The following is a 20,028-nucleotide window of genomic DNA, read 5'->3' on the forward strand; positions in this document are numbered from 1 at the left end:
TAATTAACTGGTATTCAATACTCAACCTCATAACGACATCTTACCCCTCCTCACGGAGGGTTTTTTTTGTTTAATTTTCAGTATGATGATCTTTTATCTCGATCACTGTTTGATCAATTAATGCACGAGCAATCGTACCTTTCGGCGCTACCGGTGGCATTTGATCTATCGAGAACCACTGTGCATCGCTGAGCTCGCTGTAATCAGGCTTAACCTCACCCGCTTGATAATCAGCCAGAAATGCCATCATCATGCTCGAAGGGAACGCCCAAGGTTGACTGCCAAAATAACGAATATTGGTTACTTCAATTCCAGTTTCTTCTTTAATTTCTCGAGCTACACATTGCTCAAGTGTTTCGCCAACCTCAAGGAAACCGGCGATCACCGTGTACATTCCATTGCGATGACGAGGGTGCTGAGCGAGGAGAATTTGATCTTGTTTGCGCACCGCAACAATAATGCACGGAAAAATCCGTGGATAATGCAGTGTTCGACACTGACCACATTGCATTGCCAATTGAGTATGATTGAGATGATTGCGACCACCACACAGAGGGCAAAAACGCATACTCTGCGACATATGTCCGTATTGCACAGCTTTGCTGATCAACAGAAACAAGGCTTGATCAAATTCAAGACACTCGCGTAATGAGGTTAATGGCAAAGTTTGTTCAACGTCTGGCTCATTGAGCCACATCACAGGAATTTTATTGTAATCACCAACATAAACAGCTTTGTGGTGATCAAAACCAAGTTCCTCGGCGCTACCTAACGGTAACTCGTTGTTATTTAGATAAACTTCACTATCTAACACCACACACCAATACACTTTTTGCTGGGCACTGATATTACAATTTTTCAACATTACCATCCCTCGATGCTTGAAGTTCAACCATTTTACTGGCAATCTAAATTCATACCAGAGTTTGTATCTATTGAATTTTTTGACTACAAATTTGGTGAGGACAAATAGGTTTTCAATCTATCATCGCTTTGCTTTGCAAGGCTTAATAATCACCGGAGTGTGATTGGATCATGAGGGCATGGTCATGCTAAAAAAATTCCAACAAACACAAGAACAGTGGGGTGGCTCGAGTGAAGTCATCGACCATTGGTTAGAGACTCGACAGCTGTTAATTGTTGAGTACTGTAAGCTTGCTACACGACAACCTACTAGCCAAAAAACATCCCTTTCTTCACTTCCAACGCCTCAAGAACTTCAAAGCTTTTGCCAACATCTAGTCGACTATATCTCGGAAGGTCACTTTAAGATCTACGATATGGTGATGGATAAATGGCGCGCCACCGGCTTTGAAGCGACCGATGACATCAATGCGGCTTACGCAAAAATCGTATTAACCACTGATCCGCTACTCAATTTTACCGACCAATATGCTGATGTCAGTGAGAATGATACGCTTGAAGTGTTCGATACCGATGTCTCCAACGTTGGCCAAGTACTCGAGCTCAGGTTTGAAGTTGAAGATCATCTGATCCAGTTAATTGCTGATAGTTTAGCTGTGCCGCCAGGTGCGTAGAGATTAGAACGCCCAGTTAAGCTGGGCTATTGAAGATAGAAATGCCCAACTTTGTTGGGCAATGAAACATGTAAAGAATAGCTTCAGCTTTACTTCATTAGCTCACTGTCACTCTCGAATACACAGTCAAAACTAATAACGCGAATGCTTCGAGACTTCCGATCTCATTTCTACTTTATAGTCCTCAGCTCCCTCTACTCAGAGAAGGCGCAAGACCGAACGATATCTCACTATCACCTTACTAAACATTTTTACTTATCGAGGCCAAACAATGCTTGTTGCTCCATAAGCTCAACTTCGTTATGCGTTCTACTCCCCAAAATGCAAAAAAGGCACCCGAAGGTGCCTTTTATTATTTCTTATTCAGCGACGAATTAGTCTTCTGAAGAGAAACCTGCATTTAGAAGTGCCGCTAGGTTATCAGTCGCTTGTTCTGCTGATGGACCTTCTTGCTCTTCTGCGCGCTTAGCTTGACGCTCTTGGTGGTATGCGAAACCTGTACCCGCTGGGATTAGACGACCAACGATTACGTTTTCTTTCAGACCACGTAGCTCATCACGCTTACCAGAAACTGCAGCTTCTGTTAGTACGCGAGTTGTTTCCTGGAACGATGCCGCAGAGATGAACGACTCAGTCGCTAGCGATGCTTTCGTGATACCTAGAAGATCACGTTCAAAACGTGCAGGCTCTTTGCCTTCAGCTTCTAGATTACGGTTAGCAATCTTAACTTGTGAGTATTCAACTTGCTCGCCAGGTAGGAACTCAGAGTCACCTGCGTGTGTGATAGTACACTTACGTAGCATTTGACGAACGATAGTCTCAATGTGCTTATCGTTAATCTTAACGCCTTGTAGTCGGTAAACTTCTTGTACTTCGTTAGCGATGTATTGAGTTACTGCGTGGATACCACGTAGACGTAGGATGTCATGCGGAGTCTCTGGACCATCTGCAATTACATCACCACGTTCAACTTTTTCACCTTCGAACACGTTAAGCTGACGGTGTTTAGGAATCATCTCTTCGTAAGTTTCACCGCTATCGCGAGTGATAACTAGACGACGCTTACCTTTCGTTTCTTTACCGAAGCTCACAGTACCAGTGTGCTCAGCAAGGATCGCAGGCTCTTTAGGCTTACGAGCTTCGAATAGGTCAGCTACGCGTGGAAGACCACCCGTGATGTCCTTGTTACCGCCTGATTTCTGAGGAATACGTGCTAGCGTATCACCCACACCTACTTCTGCGCCGTCTTCAATGTTCACGATCGCTTTACCAGGTAGGAAGTAGTGAGCTGGCATATCAGTACCAGGGATCATTACATCGTTACCTTGCTCATCGACAAGTTTGATAGCTGGACGCATATCTTTACCTGCTGATGGACGAGCCGCAGCGTCTGTTACTTCGCTTGAAGATAGACCAGTTAGGTCATCAGTTTGACGAGAAACTGTTACACCATCAATCATATCTACGAACTGGATGCGACCAGCTACTTCAGTGATGATTGGCATAGTGTGCGCTTCCCAGTTCGCTACTGTTTCACCAGCTTGAACTGCATCGCTATCTGCCTTGCTTAGGATCGAACCGTAAGGCAGTTTGTGTTTCTCTTTCGTACGACCAAATTCGTCAATGATGGTTAGCTCAGAAGCACGTGAAGTGATTACTAGCTTACCAGCTTTGTTGATTACGAATTTCGCGTTGTGTAGCTTAACAGAACCATTGTTCTTCGCTTGGATGCTGTTCTCTGCTGCTGCAGTAGATGCCGCACCACCGATGTGGAACGTACGCATCGTTAGCTGTGTACCTGGTTCACCGATAGACTGAGCAGCGATTACACCAACTGCTTCACCTTGGTTCACTAGGTGACCACGAGCTAGGTCACGACCGTAACATTGCGCACAACAACCGAAGTCAGAATCACATGTAACTACAGAGCGAACACGGATTTTATCTACCGAGTTCTCTTCCATAATCTGACACCACTTCTCATCAATTAGAGTGTTACGTGGGATCAGTACATCTTCTGTACCTGGTTTTAGAACGTCTTCAGCAACTACACGACCTAGAGCAAGTTCAGTTAGTGCAACTTTAACATCACCACCCTCGATGTGAGGCATCATGTCAACACCCTCGTGAGTGCCACAGTCATGTTCAGTTACAACAACGTCTTGTGCTACGTCTACTAGACGACGAGTTAGGTAACCCGAGTTCGCTGTCTTAAGTGCTGTATCCGCTAGACCCTTACGTGCACCGTGGGTAGAGATAAAGTACTGTAGTACGTTTAGACCTTCTTTAAAGTTCGCAGTGATCGGCGTTTCGATGATCGAACCATCTGGACGAGCCATCAGACCACGCATACCAGCTAGCTGACGAATCTGAGCTGCAGAACCACGAGCACCTGAGTCAGCCATCATGTAGATGCTGTTGAATGACTCTTGTTGCTCTTCTTCGCCGTCACGGTTAATAACCGTTTCAGAAGAAAGGTTTGCCATCATCGCTTTCGCAACGCGATCGTTGGTCGATGCCCAAATATCGATCACTTTGTTGTAGCGTTCGCCCGCTGTTACAAGACCAGATTGGTACTGTTCTTGAATTTCGCGTACTTCTTCTTCCGCTGCTGCGATTTCAGTGTATTTCGCAGGTGGAACAACCATGTCGTTGATACCTACAGATACACCAGAAAGTGCTGCGTATGCGAAACCTGTGTACATGATTTGGTCAGCGAAGATAACCGTGTCTTTCAGACCTAGCTTACGGTACGCTTCGTTAAGTAGGCTAGAGATTTGCTTCTTACCTAGTTTTTGGTTAACGATGCTGTACGGTAGACCTGCTGGCACGATTTGCCACAACATTGCACGACCGATAGTTGTGTCAACCATCTTAGTTTCTGTCGTTGTGTTGCCGTCTTCGTCTTTAACTGTCTCAGTGATACGAACTTTAACGCGAGCGTGTAGCTCAGCAGTCTTAGTACGGTATGCCTTTTCAGCCTCAGCAGGGCCAGAAAGGTACATACCTTCGCCTTTCACGTTGATCTTTTCACGAGTCATGTAGTAAAGACCCAATACAACGTCCTGAGAAGGTACGATGATCGGATCACCTGACGCTGGCGACAGAATGTTGTTTGTCGACATCATCAGTGTACGTGCTTCAAGCTGTGCTTCTAGAGTTAGAGGTACGTGAACCGCCATTTGGTCACCATCGAAGTCCGCGTTGTACGCCGCACAAACTAGTGGGTGTAGCTGGATCGCTTTACCTTCGATTAGTACTGGTTCAAACGCTTGGATACCTAGACGGTGAAGTGTAGGTGCACGGTTCAGTAGTACTGGGTGTTCACGGATTACTTCGTCTAGGATATCCCAAACTACCGCTTCTTCACGCTCTACCATCTTCTTAGCAGCTTTGATTGTAGTCGCAAGACCACGAGTCTCTAGCTTGCTGTAGATAAATGGTTTGAATAGCTCAAGTGCCATCTTCTTAGGAAGACCACACTGGTGCAGACGTAGGTATGGACCAACTGTGATTACAGAACGGCCTGAGTAGTCTACACGTTTACCTAGAAGGTTCTGACGGAAACGACCTTGTTTACCCTTGATCATATCAGCAAGAGATTTCAGAGGACGCTTGTTCGAACCAGTGATCGCACGACCACGACGACCGTTATCTAGTAGCGCATCAACAGACTCTTGCAGCATACGTTTTTCGTTACGTACGATGATGTCCGGAGCAGCAAGCTCTAGAAGACGCTTCAAACGGTTGTTACGGTTGATCACACGACGGTATAGATCGTTCAGATCTGAAGTCGCAAAGCGACCGCCATCTAGTGGTACTAGTGGACGTAGATCTGGCGGAAGAACTGGAAGAACCGTTAGGATCATCCACTCTGGGTTGTTACCAGATGCAACGAACGCTTCAACTAGTTTAAGACGCTTAGTTAGCTTCTTACGCTTAGTTTCAGAGTTAGTTGTGTCTAGCTCTTCACGCATTTGTTCCGCTTCAGCGTGCAGATCCATAGAACCTAGTAGGTCTTTGATCGCTTCTGCACCCATCTTAGCAGTGAACTCATCGCCCCACTCTTCTAGACGGTCTAGATACTCTTCTTCAGTTAGCATCTGACCTTTTTCTAGATCAGTCATACCTGGTTCAGTTACTACGTACATTTCGAAGTAAAGAACACGTTCGATATCACGTAGAGGGATATCCATTAGTAGACCGATACGAGACGGTAGTGATTTTAGGAACCAGATGTGAGCAACTGGTGATGCAAGCTCGATGTGGCCCATACGGTCACGACGAACTTTAGTTTGTGTAACTTCAACGCCACACTTCTCACAGATAACACCACGGTGCTTCAAGCGCTTGTATTTGCCACAAAGACATTCATAGTCTTTAACTGGACCAAAGATACGCGCACAGAACAGACCATCGCGTTCAGGTTTGAACGTACGATAGTTGATCGTTTCAGGTTTTTTAACTTCACCGAAAGACCATGAACGGATCATGTCTGGTGAAGATAGACCGATTTTGATTGCATCAAATTCTTCGGTCTTATGCTGTGCTTTTAGAAAGTTTAATAAGTCTTTCACAATCAGCTCCTGTAAGGAGTTAAAAGGAGCCCACCGTTAAGTGAGCACCTTCTACCTAATAATCGCTTTTACTTCCCCAAGCCGTAGCTTGGGGAGATAAGAGATTACTCTTCGTCTTCTAGCTCGATGTTGATACCTAGCGAGCGAATCTCTTTCAACAATACGTTGAACGATTCTGGCATGCCAGGTTCCATGCTGTGGTTACCGTCTACGATGTTTTTGTACATCTTAGTACGGCCGTTAACGTCATCCGACTTAACGGTTAGCATTTCTTGTAGAGTGTAAGCCGCACCGTATGCTTCCAGTGCCCATACTTCCATCTCACCGAAACGCTGACCACCGAACTGAGCTTTACCACCAAGTGGTTGCTGAGTTACTAGGCTGTACGAACCAGTTGAACGAGCGTGCATCTTGTCATCAACAAGGTGGTTCAGTTTCAGCATGTACATGTAACCTACAGTTACAGGACGCTCAAACGCATCACCTGTGCGACCATCAAACAGTTTTAGCTGACCAGATGTTGGTAGGTCTGCTAGCTCTAGAAGAGCTTTGATTGATGATTCTGGTGCACCATCGAATACAGGTGTTGCGATTGGTAGACCACCACGTAGGTTTTCAACCAATGTACGAACTTCTGCATCAGATAGAGAAGCAATGTCTACTTTCTGGCGAGTGTCGCCTAGATCGTAAACTTTTTGCAGGAATTCGCGGAATTTCGCTAGTTCTTGCTGCTGTTTCACCATCTTGTTGATCTTGTCACCGATACCTTTCGCTGCCAGACCTAAGTGTACTTCTAGGATCTGACCGATGTTCATACGCGAAGGTACACCCAGTGGGTTAAGTACGATGTCTACCGGCTGACCGTTTTCATCGTATGGCATGTCTTCAACAGGGTTGATCTTAGAGATTACACCCTTGTTACCGTGACGACCCGCCATCTTATCACCAGGCTGAATGCGACGTTTAACCGCTAGGTAAACCTTAACGATCTTCAGTACGCCAGGTGCTAGATCATCACCTTGTGTGATCTTACGACGCTTAGTTTCAAACTTCTTATCGAAGTCCGCTTTTAGCTCGTCCCACTGCTCTGCTAGTTGCTCAAGCTGAGTCTGTAGAGCATCATCTTCAAGCGTTAGCTCTAGCCACTTCTTACGATCAGTCGTGTCTAGTTTCGCTTCAGAGTAACCACCTTCGATCAATACAGCGCGAACACGGTTTAGAAGGCCACCCTCAAGAATCTGGAATTCTTCAGTTAGGTCTTTCTTCGCTTCTTTCAGCTGCATTTGTTCAATTTCAAGTGCACGTTTGTCTTTTTCAACACCGTCACGAGTAAATACTTGAACGTCGATGATAGTACCTGAAACAGAGTTTGGTACGCGTAGAGACGTATCTTTAACGTCTGACGCTTTCTCACCGAAGATAGCACGTAGTAGCTTCTCTTCTGGAGTTAGCTGAGTTTCACCTTTAGGCGTTACTTTACCTACAAGGATGTCACCGCCTTTCACTTCCGCACCGATGTAAACGATACCTGACTCATCTAGTTTAGATAGAGCAGACTCACCTACGTTTGGAATGTCAGCTGTGATCTCTTCTGCACCCAGCTTAGTATCACGTGCCACACAAGATAGTTCTTGAATGTGGATAGTCGTGAAACGGTCTTCTTGAACTACGCGCTCAGATACTAAGATCGAGTCTTCGAAGTTGTAACCGTTCCAAGGCATGAACGCGATACGCATGTTCTGACCAAGAGCAAGTTCACCTAGGTCTGTTGAAGGACCATCAGCAAGAACGTCGCCACGAGCCACTGGTTCACCTGGCATCACACATGGACGCTGGTTGATACAAGTGTTCTGGTTAGAACGAGTGTATTTAGTTAGGTTGTAGATATCGATGCCTGCTTCGCCAGGTACCAATTCTTCTTCGTTCACTTTAACAACGATACGAGAAGCATCTACAGACTGGATTACACCACCACGTTTCGCTACTGCAGTTACACCTGAGTCAACAGCGATGTTACGTTCGATACCAGTACCTACTAGAGGCTTGTCAGCTTTCAGTGTTGGAACTGCCTGACGTTGCATGTTCGCACCCATTAGAGCGCGGTTCGCGTCATCGTGTTCTAGGAACGGGATTAGCGATGCTGCAATTGATACTACCTGGTTCGTCGCAACGTCCATGTACTGAGCGTGCTCACGAGGGTGAAGACCAGATTCACCTTTTTGACGAGCTGTGATCAGCTCATCTGCAAAAGTGCCATCTTCGTTAAGCTTAGTGTTCGCCTGAGCGATAACGAATTGACCTTCTTCGATTGCAGAAAGGTAATCTACTTCGTCTGTTACTACGCCATCTACTACACGACGGTATGGAGTCTCTAGGAAACCGTACTCGTTACAACGTGCAAACGCAGATAGTGAGTTGATCAGACCGATGTTTGGACCTTCAGGCGTTTCGATCGGACATAGACGACCGTAGTGAGTTACGTGTACGTCACGTACTTCAAAGCCAGCGCGTTCACGAGTTAGACCGCCAGGACCCAATGCAGAGATACGACGTTTGTGCGTAACTTCTGATAACGGGTTGTTTTGGTCCATGAACTGTGAAAGCTGTGAAGAGCCAAAGAATTCTTTAACCGCTGCTGAAATAGGCTTAGCGTTGATTAGATCTTGAGGCATGATTGCATCAAGGTCACCAAGGCTTAGGCGCTCTTTCACTGCACGTTCAACACGTACAAGACCAACGCGGAATTGGTTTTCAGCCATTTCACCAACAGAACGGATACGACGGTTACCTAGGTGGTCGATATCATCGACCTCACCGATACCGTTACGGATCGCGATCAGTTTCTTCATCACTTCGATGATGTCTTGCTCATCTAGTGTGCCTTGCTCTTCTGCATCAGTACGTGCGATCGAGCTGTTGAACTTCATACGGCCAACAGTTGATAGATCGTAGCGCTCTTCAGAGAAGAATAGGCTTTCGAATAGAGCTTCTGCAGCTTCTTTCGTTGGTGGCTCGCCAGGGCGCATCATGCGGTAGATTTCTACCAGTGCAGAGATACGGTCAACAGTGCTGTCAACGCGTAGAGTTTCTGACATGAATGGGCCGTGGTCTAGATCGTTCGTAAATAGAACTTCTAGAGCTTTGTGACCAGCTTGAGATAGGTTCGCTAGTGCTTCCAAGCTAATTTCTTGGTTTGCAGCAACGATGATCTCGCCAGTCGCTTCATTGATGTAATCTTTCGATGCAACTTTACCAACGATGTACTCTACTGGTACTTCGATGTGGTCAATACCATCTTTTTCAAGTTGACGAATATGACGCGCAGTTACACGACGACCTTGTTCAATGTAAACATTACCGTTTGCTTCGATATCAAACGAAGCAGTCTCACCACGTAGACGCTCAGGAACCAACTCCATCATTAGAGTTTGGTCTTTCACTTGGAAGTTCACTTTCTCGAAGAAGATATCTAGGATCTCTTCAGAAGTCTTACCTAGTGCGCGTAGGATGATTGACGCAGGTAGTTTACGACGACGGTCGATACGTACGTATAGGTTGTCCTTAGGATCGAACTCAAAGTCAAGCCATGAGCCACGGTAAGGAATGATACGTGCGTTGTATAGAACTTTACCTGATGAGTGAGTCTTACCCTTATCGCTGTCGAAGAACACGCCTGGGCTTCTATGCAGCTGGGATACGATAACCCTCTCGGTACCATTAATTACGAAGGTACCATTGTCTGTCATAAGCGGAATTTCGCCCATGTAGACTTCTTGTTCTTTGATGTCTTTAACGGTGCCTGCTGGCGCGTCTTTATCAAAAATAACTAGACGTAGTTTTACGCGTAGTGGTTTTGAATAAGTAACACCACGAATTTGACATTCTTTAACGTCAAATACTGGCTCACCAAGACGGTAGCTAACGTATTGCAGCTCTGAATTGCCGTTGTAGCTCTGAATTGGGAATACAGAACGGAAAGCAGCCTCAAGACCGTATTGTCCCTCAGGATCCTGTTCGATAAATTTTTCGAACGAATCGAGCTGGATCGATAGCAGGTATGGAATGTCCAAAACTTGTGGACGAGTACCAAAGTCCTTACGGATGCGCTTTTTCTCGGTATAAGAGTAAACCATGGGGTTCCTCAGCTCGCTGATAAGTGACCCAAACTGTCCGCCTTTCACCTTGCTAGATGGGGAGGGACAGTGACTAACAACTGTTTACTGTAGGACATAACATTCAGGTTTGAACGCGATGTGTTTTGCTCAGATTTAGGTGCTTAAACAGCGGGAAAATTCACCTAGACCCTACAGCGCAAAAAGGCCGGTGGTCATAAAACCACCAGCCAATAGCCTTTCGGCTAGGAAATTAAGTAATAATTACTTAACTTCAACTACAGCACCAGCTTCTTCAAGCTGAGCTTTAAGTGCGTCAGCTTCAGCTTTATCAACACCTTCTTTAAGTGCTGCTGGAGCGCCGTCTACTAGAGCTTTAGCTTCTTTAAGACCTAGGCCAGTTGCGCCACGTACTGCTTTGATTACAGCAACTTTGTTAGCACCAGCAGAAGCTAGGATTACGTCGAATTCAGTTTGCTCTTCAACAGCTGCTGCTGCTGCGCCGCCAGCTACTACAGCTGCTGCTGCAGAAACGCCGAATTTCTCTTCCATTGCTTCGATTAGTTCAACAACTTGCATCACAGACATTTCTGCGATTGCGTCTAGGATTTGCTCGTTAGTAATAGACATAACAATTCTCTTTTAAGTCAACAATAAGTTTATTTAGCAACCAGTAAAAAGCAAGGCTTATGCCGCTGCTTCTTCTTTTTGATCGCGGATAGCTGCGATAGTACGTGCCAGCTTGCCAGCAGAAGCTTCTTTCATGCACATCATTAGGCGTGCGATAGCTTCGTCGTAAGTTGGTAGTGTCGCTAGTAGTTCAGCGTCAGTTAGAGCGCCTTCAAATGCAGCAGCTTTGATCTCGAAATCTTTGTTCTCTTTAGCGAAGTCTTTGAAAAGACGCGCTGCAGCACCTGGGTGCTCGTTAGAGAATGCGATTAGTGTAGGACCAGTGAAAGTGTCAGTTAGACACTCGTACTGTGTACCTTCAACTGCACGACGTGCTAGAGTGTTACGAACAACTCGTAGGTAAACGTTAGCTTCACGAGCTTGTTTACGTAGAGTAGTCATTGCACCAACAGCAACGCCACGAGAATCAGCTACAACTGCAGAAAGTGCACCACTGGCAGCTTCGTTGACTTCAGCAACAATTGCTTTTTTGTCTAGAAGGTTTAAAGCCATCTTGGATTTACTCCTGGTTGTTATTACACCACTCACTATTATCACAACAGTGAGAGCTATTTAGGTGCTTCCCAGAAGAAAGGTAACTATTTGCATAGAGCTTTCTGTCAGTTCGGGCACCATCTACGTAGGATGATTAAGTCATCATTTATAAAATAAACTCAGACACCTACGGTCTTGGACGGAGACTGGGTTATAATTCAAGTTAAATTCACAAGTGAATTTAACGAACCAAAGTTCAGCCCCAACCACAAATATTAGGCGCAGAATTATACACTAATTTTGCGCCTAATCAAATGAATTAAGCTTGAGTGTTCAGGCTAGCCTGATCAACTGCAACGCCAGCACCCATTGTAGTAGAAATGCTAACTTTCTTCAGGAAAGTACCTTTCGCTGAAGATGGTTTAGCTTTCTTAAGAGCAACTAGAAGTGCTTCTAGGTTCTCTTTCAATTGTTCTGCGTCGAAAGACACTTTACCAATTGTTGTATGGATGATGCCGTTTTTGTCGTTACGGTAACGAACCTGACCAGCTTTAGCGTTCTTAACAGCTTCAGCAACGTTAGGAGTTACAGTACCAACTTTAGGGTTTGGCATAAGACCACGAGGACCTAGGATAGTACCTAGTTGACCTACAACGCGCATTGCATCTGGAGAAGCAACAACTACGTCGAAGTTCATTTCGCCCTTCTTAACTAGCTCAGCTAGATCTTCCATACCCACTAGGTCAGCGCCAGCTTCTTTAGCAGCTTCAGCGTTTGCACCTTGAGTGAATACAGCAACGCGGATATCACGACCAGTACCGTGTGGTAGTACAGTTGCACCACGTACGTTTTGGTCAGATTTACGAGCGTCGATACCTAGGTTAACAGCAACGTCTACAGACTCAACGAATTTAGCAGTTGCTAGTTCTTTTAGAAGAGCTACAGCTTCGTTGATTTCGTATTCTTTAGTTACGTCAACTTTTTCGCGAATTACGCGCATGCGCTTAGTTAGTTTTGCCATGATATTAACCCTCTACCACTAGGCCCATTGAACGAGCAGTACCCGCAATAGAACGCTTCATCGCTTCAATGTCAGCACCAGTCATGTCAGCAGCTTTAGCTTCTGCGATTTCTTGGATTTGAGCTTCAGTTACAGTACCCACTTTTACAGTGTTTGGACGGCCTGAACCAGACTTAAGACCAGCAGCTTTCAATAGTAGAGTCGCAGCAGGTGGAGTCTTAGTGATGAATGTGAAAGAGCGGTCGTTGTAAACAGTGATTACAACTGGTGTTGGTAGACCTTTCTCTAGAGATTCTGTTTTTGCGTTGAACGCTTTACAGAATTCCATGATGTTAACACCGTGTTGACCTAGTGCAGGACCTACTGGTGGACTTGGGTTCGCCATACCAGCAGCAACTTGTAGCTTGATGTAAGCTTCAACTTTCTTAGCCATGATAATTCCTAAGTTTGGGTTCTAACGCTAATCAACTGATCAGCTCCCCGGTTATTACAAAACTTTTTACTTCAGGGAGAAGTAAAAAGGCGCGAAATTATAGTCATAATCCGCGCCTTTAACAAGCCTTTAAAAGGTGTTTTTTTAATCAAGTTTTTCCACTTGACCAAATTCAAGCTCAACTGGTGTTGCACGACCAAAGATCGATACAGACACTTTCATGCGGCTCTTCTCGTAATCCACTTCTTCAACAGTACCGTTGAAGTCTGCGAATGGACCGTCAGTAACACGAACAACTTCACCCGCTTCGTACATAGTACGTGGACGTGGTGCTTCACTCGCTTTCTCAAGACGGTTAAGAATCGCATCAGCTTCCTTATCAGAGATAGGAGCTGGACGATCAGAGGTACCACCAATGAAGCCCATGACACGCGGAACACTGCGCACTAAGTGCCATGATTCATCGTTCATGATCATCTGAACTAGGACGTAACCTGGGAAGAACTTACGCTCTGACTTACGACGTTGGCCAGCGCGAATTTCAACTACTTCTTCAGTAGGAACAAGTACTTCACCGAATAGCTCTTCCATAGCATGCATTTTGATATGCTCACGTAGAGACTGAGCTACACGACCTTCAAATCCAGAAAAGGCTTGAACTACATACCAGCGTTTTTTAGGAGCTTCACTCATGTAAATAAACCCTCTATACCCCAGTTACTAGAGCTACCAAACGAACCATAATGCCGTCGATACCCCATAGTGCTAGAGCCATTACAATACTTACAGCTAGAACGATCAGTGTAGTTTGTAGAGTTTCTTGACGCGTTGGCCAAACCACTTTACGAACTTCCATGCGAGATTCTTTCGCAAACGCGATCGCAGCTTTACCCTTAGTTGTTGTAGCAGCAACACCAAGTGCCGCAGCAATTAGTACAACAACTCCTGCAGCGCGAACCACTACAGACATATCACCATACAGGTAATTACCCACAACAGCAGCAGTTAGCAGAACAAAAGTGATAATCCACTTAAAGATATCCGCGCCATTTGAGCTTTCAGGAGTTTCAGCGTTATTAGCTTTCATAAAACCAACCTGTCACAAGTCTTAATATAGACGACAACAACCCCGCTGTTGCAGGGCAAATCCATGAAACGGCAATTTAAATCAATTGACGTACTCTTTTTCTGACCGAGAAGCAAACTTCCCTTTCAAAAATCCTGCTAAACATCTGCTTGGACAAGAAATCAGCAAACATTATGTTGAGCGCAGAAAAGGGCATCAAATGATGCCCTTTTTGCTACTGGTTCGTCAAATCTTATTCAAGATTTTCTGAAGTCTTCAGCTAATTCTTAAGAATTAAGCGAAGATCTTAGCAACAACACCAGCACCTACTGTACGGCCACCTTCACGGATCGCGAAACGTAGACCTTCGTCCATTGCGATTGGTGCGATTAGCTCAACAGTCATTTGGATGTTGTCGCCTGGCATTACCATTTCTACGCCTTCTGGTAGAGATATCACCAGTTACGTCAGTTGTACGGAAGTAGAACTGTGGACGGTAACCTTTGAAGAACGGGTATGACGGCCGCCTTCATCTTTAGATGGTACGTATACTTCTGATTCGAACTTAGTGTGTGGAGTGATTGAACCAGGTTTAGCAAGAACTTGACCACGTTCAACTTCGTCACGCTTAGTACCACGTAGAAGTGCACCAACGTTCTCACCAGCACGACCTTCGTCAAGAAGCTTACGGAACATCTCAACACCAGTACAAGTAGTTGTTGTTGTATCTTTGATACCAACGATTGCTACTTCGTCACCTACACGTAGGATACCGCGCTCGATACGACCAGTTACTACTGTACCACGACCTTGGATTGAGAATACGTCTTCGATAGGCATTAGGAATGGCATATCGATTGCACGCTCAGGTTCTGGGATGTAAGTATCTAGTGCTTCAGCTAGTTCGATGATCTTAGCTTCCCACTGCTCTTCGCCGTTTAGTGCGCCTAGTGCAGAACCTTGGATAACTGGTAGGTCATCACCTGGGAAGTCGTATTCAGATAGAAGTTCACGAACTTCCATTTCTACTAGCTCTAGAAGCTCTTCATCATCAACCATGTCACATTTGTTCATGAATACGATGATGTAGGGATATAACCTGACGGCCTAGTAGGATGTGCTCACGAGTTTGTGGCATTGGACCATCAGTTGCAGCAACTACAAGGATACCACCGTCCATCTGTGCAGCACCAGTGATCATGTTTTTAACATAGTCAGCGTGTCCTGGACAGTCTACGTGTGCGTAGTGACGTGATGGAGTGTCGTACTCTACGTGTGAAGTAGAGATTGTGATACCGCGCTCACGCTCTTCTGGAGCGTTATCGATAGATGCGAAGTCACGAGCAGCACCGCCGTAAACTTTTGCAAGAGTAGTACAGATAGCTGCAGTTAGAGTTGTTTTACCGTGGTCAACGTGGCCGATAGTACCAACGTTTACGTGCGGTTTTACACGTTCAAATTTTTCTTTAGACATGAGTTGTCCCTCTAGGTACGGATTTAAGTGGCGCGAATGACCACGTAACCAAACTTATTGGTGATAAAGTATATATCAAAAGGAAAATTTTGCTTTGGGAGCTGGTGCTGATACCCAGAGTCGAACTGGGGACCTCATCCTTACCAAGGATGCGCTCTACCGCCTGAGCTATATCAGCAACAAATTGTGATTGGAGCGGGCAGGGAATCGAACCCGCATCATCAGCTTGGAAGGCTGAGGTAATAGCCATTATACGATGCCCGCACACGTAACTCTTCGAGCTATTTCCTAAAGAATATGGTGGAGGGGGACGGATTCGAACCATCGAAGGCAGTGCCGGCAGATTTACAGTCTGCTCCCTTTGGCCACTCGGGAACCCCTCCAAATTTTTGCCATTCTCACTAACCCTATTTCGAAAATAGGAGGGAATGGTGCCGACTACCGGAATCGAACTGGTGACCTACTGATTACAAGTCAGTTGCTCTACCTACTGAGCTAAGTCGGCATAAGTGGAGCGCATTCTATTGAATGATTTTCTTGCTTGCAATAGCAAATTGGAAAAAAGTGAATTTTTCTCGAAATTCCGTTCGCTTGCTGAAATTTCGCACAATTCTGACCGTAAATAATGATTCTTGCTTGCTTGTGATTTGCTTTCTGATGCGCATGATGTATGTTCGCAATTTCTGAACGATGAAACTAGTCGAGAGTGCTATGACTCCTTATATCTCTTTTAACCGACAACAATGGGCTGAATTGCGCAATTCAGTGCCGATGACTTTGTCTGAAGATGACTTAAAAGAGCTACAAGGTGTCAATGAAAGTCTCACCATGGAAGAGTCTGTAGAGATCTACCTTCCGTTAGCTCGACTACTCAACCTGTATATTTCTGCTCGCCAAAGTCGTAACACTGTTTTACAGCACTTTCTTGGCGCAAAAACTGCCCCACCACCGTTTATTATTGGTATCGCGGGTAGCGTCGCGGTGGGTAAAAGCACCACTGCGCGTTTACTTAAAGCTCTGCTTTCTCGCTGGGAAGATCATACTAAGGTCGAATTAGTCACCACCGATGGCTTTTTGTATCCGAAAAAGGTACTCGACGAGCAAGGCATTATGCATCGTAAAGGCTTCCCTGAATCATACGATATCAAGCGCTTGGTTGAATTTGTTTCGGACATCAAAGCTGGTAAGCCTAATTTGCAAGTACCGGTGTATTCGCATATTACCTACGACATCACTGATGAAGTGAAAATTGTTGACCGCCCAGACGTATTAATTATTGAAGGCCTGAACGTACTGCAAAGTGGCATGGATTACCCTCATGCGCCACACCGAGTGTTCGTCTCCGACTTTCTAGATTTCACTATCTATGTGGATGCTGAAACACCAATTATCGAACAGTGGTATATCGATCGCTTTTTGAACTTCCGTAAGGGTGCTTTTACTAAGCCTGGTTCTTACTTTAGTCACTACACTCAATTGAGCGAACAGCAGGCGATTGATAAAGCAAAAAATATTTGGCACTCAATCAACGGCCTCAATCTAAATGAGAACATTTTGCCAACCAAAGGTCGTGCGCAATTGATTTTGAAAAAAGGTCAAAACCATCTCGTCGAAGAGATTTTGCTGCGTAAGTAACAATTCTCAGATTAGTTCAATCACTGAGATTGAGCCTTGTTACTGGCTCGAATGAAAGTAAACCGACGAACGGTAAACAGATGAGCTGCCATTTATGGCGACTCGCTCAGTTAACCACTTTTTGAAAACAATCCCGATCCATCTCTCGCATATTGACCGTTAAACTGCGTACATGCCCTGCTTGGTTTTGCAGTTCGGTCATTAAGGCTCTAGATAGCTCTCTTTTTTGTTCCGCCGTTCTTCCTGCTAACAACTCAAATGTCACATGGATAAAATCCACGCTGTCGCCCTCCTCCCCCACTAACCAATCATGATAACGCAATGCTCGCGATTTTAACGCTGGCGCATCGAACAGCCCCGACTGAATGGCAATATGGTGTAAATCCTCAAGTAAGCGTTGAGTATTCACTCGCTCATCAACCGAATTTGAGTATTCCATGACTAAATGTGGCATCGCTTTCCCTGCAAATGATTCCTGTACTTGTGAACAACTATTAACAATTTATCGGTAAGATGCCGAGCGCATTACTGTCATTCTGTCTGATGGATCACTGATTAACATTTCAACACCCACAGGGGTTAGTTTTGTATTAAGATCCTTTCAAGAAATGATACGGGTCATGATTTGCGTGATTTAATCTGTTATATTCTTACGTAGATTTATTACATTAACGCTTTAATTTAAATATGGAGATATTCTATGCGTCGTCCTGTAGTGATGGGTAACTGGAAACTTAACGGCAGCAAAGCAATGGTTAAAGAGCTGCTAACTGGTCTTAACGCTGAACTTGAAGGCGTTGAAGGTGTTGACGTAGCAGTAGCTCCACCAGCGCTTTACATCGACCTAGCAGAGCGAGTGATTGCTGAAGGCGGTAACAAGATCATCCTTGGTGCACAAAACACTGACCTAAACAACAGCGGTGCATTCACTGGCGACATGTCTCCAGAAATGCTAAAAGACTTCGGTGCAACCCACATCATCATCGGTCACTCTGAGCGTCGTGATTACCACAACGAATCAGACGAGTTCATCGCTAAGAAATTCAACTTCCTAAAAGAAAACGGTCTAACTCCTGTTTTCTGTATCGGCGAATCTGAAGCACAAAACGAAGCTGGCGAAACTGAAGCTGTATGTGCACGTCAAATCAACGCAGTTATCGATGCATACGGCGTTGAAGCTCTAAACGGCGCAATCATCGCTTACGAACCAATCTGGGCTATCGGTACTGGTAAAGCAGCAACTGCAGAAGATGCACAACGCATCCACGCATCTATCCGTGCGCTAATCGCAGCGAAAGACGAAGCAGTAGCAGAACAAGTAATCATTCAATACGGCGGCAGCGTTAAACCAGAAAACGCAGAAGCTTACTTCTCACAACCAGACATCGACGGTGCTCTAGTTGGTGGTGCTTCTCTAGACGCTAAGAGCTTTGCGGCGATCGCTAAAGCGGCGGCAGCAGCGAAAGCGTAATTTTCGATTTCAAGTTCGAAAATATAGTAAAAGGTCAGCTTCGGCTGGCCTTTTTCATATTCGAGTGGCAACTATAGTTTGCGGCAATTTCTGCACTGCAAACTATCACCAACCCGATGAATCAAGTATTCTAACCTTTTCCACTTGTTCGACGGTTTTATGCACGATAAACATGGCCTATTAACTGGCTCAATCCCCGAAGTGCTAAGGCAGATGACCATCCCAATGACGGTGGGCATGATTGCCATTCTGATGTTTAACCTCGTCGATACTTTCTTTATTTCTCTGCTTGGCACTGACGCATTAGCGGCCGTCAGCTATACATTTCCCGTCACCTTTGGTGTTAACTGCATCACGATGGGGATCGGTATGGGTTTATCCACCAACATTGGACGTCTACTTGGTCAACGTCAGGCGCAAGATGCCGCTCGCGTTGCTAGCCATGGTTTGATTCTCGCGGTCATATTAGTGACTATCGCTTCTACCATCGGCTTGCTAACGATCAGACCTCTGTTTGTCGCCTTAGGTGCGGAAGCAAAGTTACTGCCACTCATTGAGCAGTACATGACGATTTGGTATTTATCGATTCCGCTATTGGTGATCCCGATGGCGGGTAATAGTGCAATACGAGCCAGCGGTGATACTAAGACCCCGGCCAAGATCATGATGCTAGCGGGGTTGATTAACGGTATTCTCGACCCGCTGTTGATCTTTGGCTATGGTCCATTTCCTGAATTGGGTATTCAAGGTGCCGCCATCGCCAGTGCCATTAGTTGGTTCGGAGCCCTAATTAGCTCACTCTACGTTCTAATCAAACGTGAAAAACTGCTGGCATTGCCTAAGCTCACTTTCTTGCACCAAGACTGCAAAATGATCCTCAAGATCGGCACTCCAGCGGCGTTCTCCAATGCAATGTCGCCATTGTCGGGGGCACTTTTGATGATGATCCTCTCAACTCATGGCACCTCTGTGGTCGCTGCTTACGGCGCAGCACAGCGTATCGAGTCGATTCTAATTTTGGTGTTAATGTCTCTCACTTCTGCGCTCACCCCTTTTATGGCGCAAAATTTTGGCGCAGATAATCCAGAGCGCAGCTTTGCAGGTCTCTTTCTCAGCATGCGCTTTGCTATCGTGTTCCAATTGATGATATTTGTCATGATGGTGCCGCTGAGTATTCCGCTTGCCGCCATGTTCTCTCAAGAACAGGCCGTGCAGAACCAACTGTGGCATTACCTGATCGTCGTGCCATTTAGCTACGGGTTTCAAGGCATCATGATGATGCTGGTGTCAGGGCTTAATGCACTGCATCAACCATTAAGAGCCTTCCAGTGGAGCGCGATGCGCCTATTTATCTTAACTTTGCCAATGGCGTGGGTGGGCGGTAAGTGGTTTGGTGTTGAAGGCGTCTTTATTGGCATTGCTGCCGGCAATATCATCGGCGGTAGCTTAGGTTATCTCTATGCGCTTAAGTTAAGGAAAAACTGTCGTCATCTGCTTGCGCAGAACCTCAAACAGTAGTGATAAAAAAGCCAGCTTA

At 45.5% G+C, this 20,028-nt stretch carries 14 protein-coding genes, 4 tRNA genes and 1 pseudogene; 4 read left to right on the forward strand and 15 right to left on the reverse strand.

Translation table 11 applies throughout. The features are described from left to right. Window positions 1–70: 70 nt before the first annotated feature. Window positions 71–865, reverse strand: coding sequence for an NAD(+) diphosphatase (nudC, locus tag Vt282_RS12520; protein WP_162063531.1), 795 nt, complete (start codon window positions 863–865; stop codon window positions 71–73). Window positions 866–1,043: 178 nt separating this feature from the next. On the opposite strand from nudC, the gene rsd reads away from it, so the two are divergent. Further along, on the forward strand, window positions 1,044–1,538 hold the full coding sequence (gene rsd, locus Vt282_RS12525) for a sigma D regulator (RefSeq protein WP_167515606.1): 495 nt from the start codon (window positions 1,044–1,046) through the stop codon (window positions 1,536–1,538). A 374-nt stretch (window positions 1,539–1,912) separates the two neighbouring features. Here rsd and rpoC read toward each other — a convergent pair whose 3' ends face one another. The 13 genes and pseudogenes from rpoC to Vt282_RS12595 form a co-directional block, all read right to left on the reverse strand. Then, window positions 1,913–6,115: a DNA-directed RNA polymerase subunit beta' gene (rpoC, locus tag Vt282_RS12530; RefSeq protein WP_162045440.1), complete on the reverse strand. Its 4,203-nt coding sequence runs from the start codon at window positions 6,113–6,115 to the stop codon at window positions 1,913–1,915. A 104-nt stretch (window positions 6,116–6,219) separates the two neighbouring features. After that, window positions 6,220–10,248, reverse strand: coding sequence for a DNA-directed RNA polymerase subunit beta (gene rpoB / locus Vt282_RS12535; RefSeq protein ID WP_162045439.1), 4,029 nt, complete (start codon window positions 10,246–10,248; stop codon window positions 6,220–6,222). 243 nt (window positions 10,249–10,491) lie between these two features. Beyond that, window positions 10,492–10,857: a 50S ribosomal protein L7/L12 gene (rplL, locus tag Vt282_RS12540; RefSeq protein WP_162045438.1), complete on the reverse strand. Its 366-nt coding sequence runs from the start codon at window positions 10,855–10,857 to the stop codon at window positions 10,492–10,494. Between the two features lie 57 nt (window positions 10,858–10,914). Further along, on the reverse strand, window positions 10,915–11,409 hold the full coding sequence (gene rplJ, locus Vt282_RS12545) for a 50S ribosomal protein L10 (protein WP_162045437.1): 495 nt from the start codon (window positions 11,407–11,409) through the stop codon (window positions 10,915–10,917). A 301-nt stretch (window positions 11,410–11,710) separates the two neighbouring features. After that, entirely contained in the window at window positions 11,711–12,412 is a 702-nt protein-coding gene (rplA, locus tag Vt282_RS12550; protein WP_162045436.1) for a 50S ribosomal protein L1, read from the reverse strand. 4 nt (window positions 12,413–12,416) lie between these two features. Beyond that, on the reverse strand, window positions 12,417–12,845 hold the full coding sequence (rplK, locus tag Vt282_RS12555) for a 50S ribosomal protein L11 (protein ID WP_162045435.1): 429 nt from the start codon (window positions 12,843–12,845) through the stop codon (window positions 12,417–12,419). Between the two features lie 144 nt (window positions 12,846–12,989). Continuing rightward, window positions 12,990–13,538 carry a transcription termination/antitermination protein NusG gene (nusG, locus tag Vt282_RS12560; RefSeq protein ID WP_162045434.1) on the reverse strand — a complete coding sequence of 183 codons (549 nt, stop codon included), beginning with the start codon at window positions 13,536–13,538 and terminating at the stop codon, window positions 12,990–12,992. 13 nt (window positions 13,539–13,551) lie between these two features. Then, complete coding sequence (secE, locus tag Vt282_RS12565; protein WP_075651602.1) at window positions 13,552–13,932, reverse strand: preprotein translocase subunit SecE; 381 nt, start codon at window positions 13,930–13,932, stop codon at window positions 13,552–13,554. Between the two features lie 273 nt (window positions 13,933–14,205). Then, window positions 14,206–15,385 (reverse strand): annotated as a pseudogene (gene tuf / locus Vt282_RS20650) (elongation factor Tu). Between the two features lie 102 nt (window positions 15,386–15,487). Further along, window positions 15,488–15,563 (reverse strand) — tRNA-Thr (locus Vt282_RS12580). A gap of 13 nt (window positions 15,564–15,576) precedes the next feature. After that, a tRNA-Gly gene (locus Vt282_RS12585) sits at window positions 15,577–15,649 on the reverse strand. Between the two features lie 34 nt (window positions 15,650–15,683). Next, a tRNA-Tyr gene (locus Vt282_RS12590) sits at window positions 15,684–15,768 on the reverse strand. Between the two features lie 46 nt (window positions 15,769–15,814). Beyond that, a tRNA-Thr gene (locus tag Vt282_RS12595) sits at window positions 15,815–15,890 on the reverse strand. Window positions 15,891–16,096: 206 nt separating this feature from the next. On the opposite strand from Vt282_RS12595, the gene coaA reads away from it, so the two are divergent. Then, window positions 16,097–17,020: a type I pantothenate kinase gene (coaA, locus tag Vt282_RS12600; RefSeq protein ID WP_162063532.1), complete on the forward strand. Its 924-nt coding sequence runs from the start codon at window positions 16,097–16,099 to the stop codon at window positions 17,018–17,020. Window positions 17,021–17,126: 106 nt separating this feature from the next. Here coaA and Vt282_RS12605 read toward each other — a convergent pair whose 3' ends face one another. Further along, complete coding sequence (locus tag Vt282_RS12605) at window positions 17,127–17,474, reverse strand: 5-carboxymethyl-2-hydroxymuconate Delta-isomerase (protein WP_162045432.1); 348 nt, start codon at window positions 17,472–17,474, stop codon at window positions 17,127–17,129. Between the two features lie 246 nt (window positions 17,475–17,720). Between Vt282_RS12605 and tpiA the strand changes: the two genes are divergently transcribed. Together tpiA and Vt282_RS12615 are read left to right on the forward strand one after the other, a co-directional pair. After that, entirely contained in the window at window positions 17,721–18,491 is a 771-nt protein-coding gene (gene tpiA / locus Vt282_RS12610) for a triose-phosphate isomerase (protein ID WP_162045431.1), read from the forward strand. A gap of 159 nt (window positions 18,492–18,650) precedes the next feature. Next, window positions 18,651–20,009, forward strand: a complete 1,359-nt coding sequence (locus tag Vt282_RS12615; protein WP_162063533.1) for an MATE family efflux transporter — start codon at window positions 18,651–18,653, stop codon at window positions 20,007–20,009. The last annotated feature ends 19 nt before the right edge of the window (window positions 20,010–20,028 follow it).

Source organism: Vibrio taketomensis (assembly GCF_009938165.1).
In the GTDB taxonomy this organism is placed as follows: domain Bacteria; phylum Pseudomonadota; class Gammaproteobacteria; order Enterobacterales; family Vibrionaceae; genus Vibrio; species Vibrio taketomensis.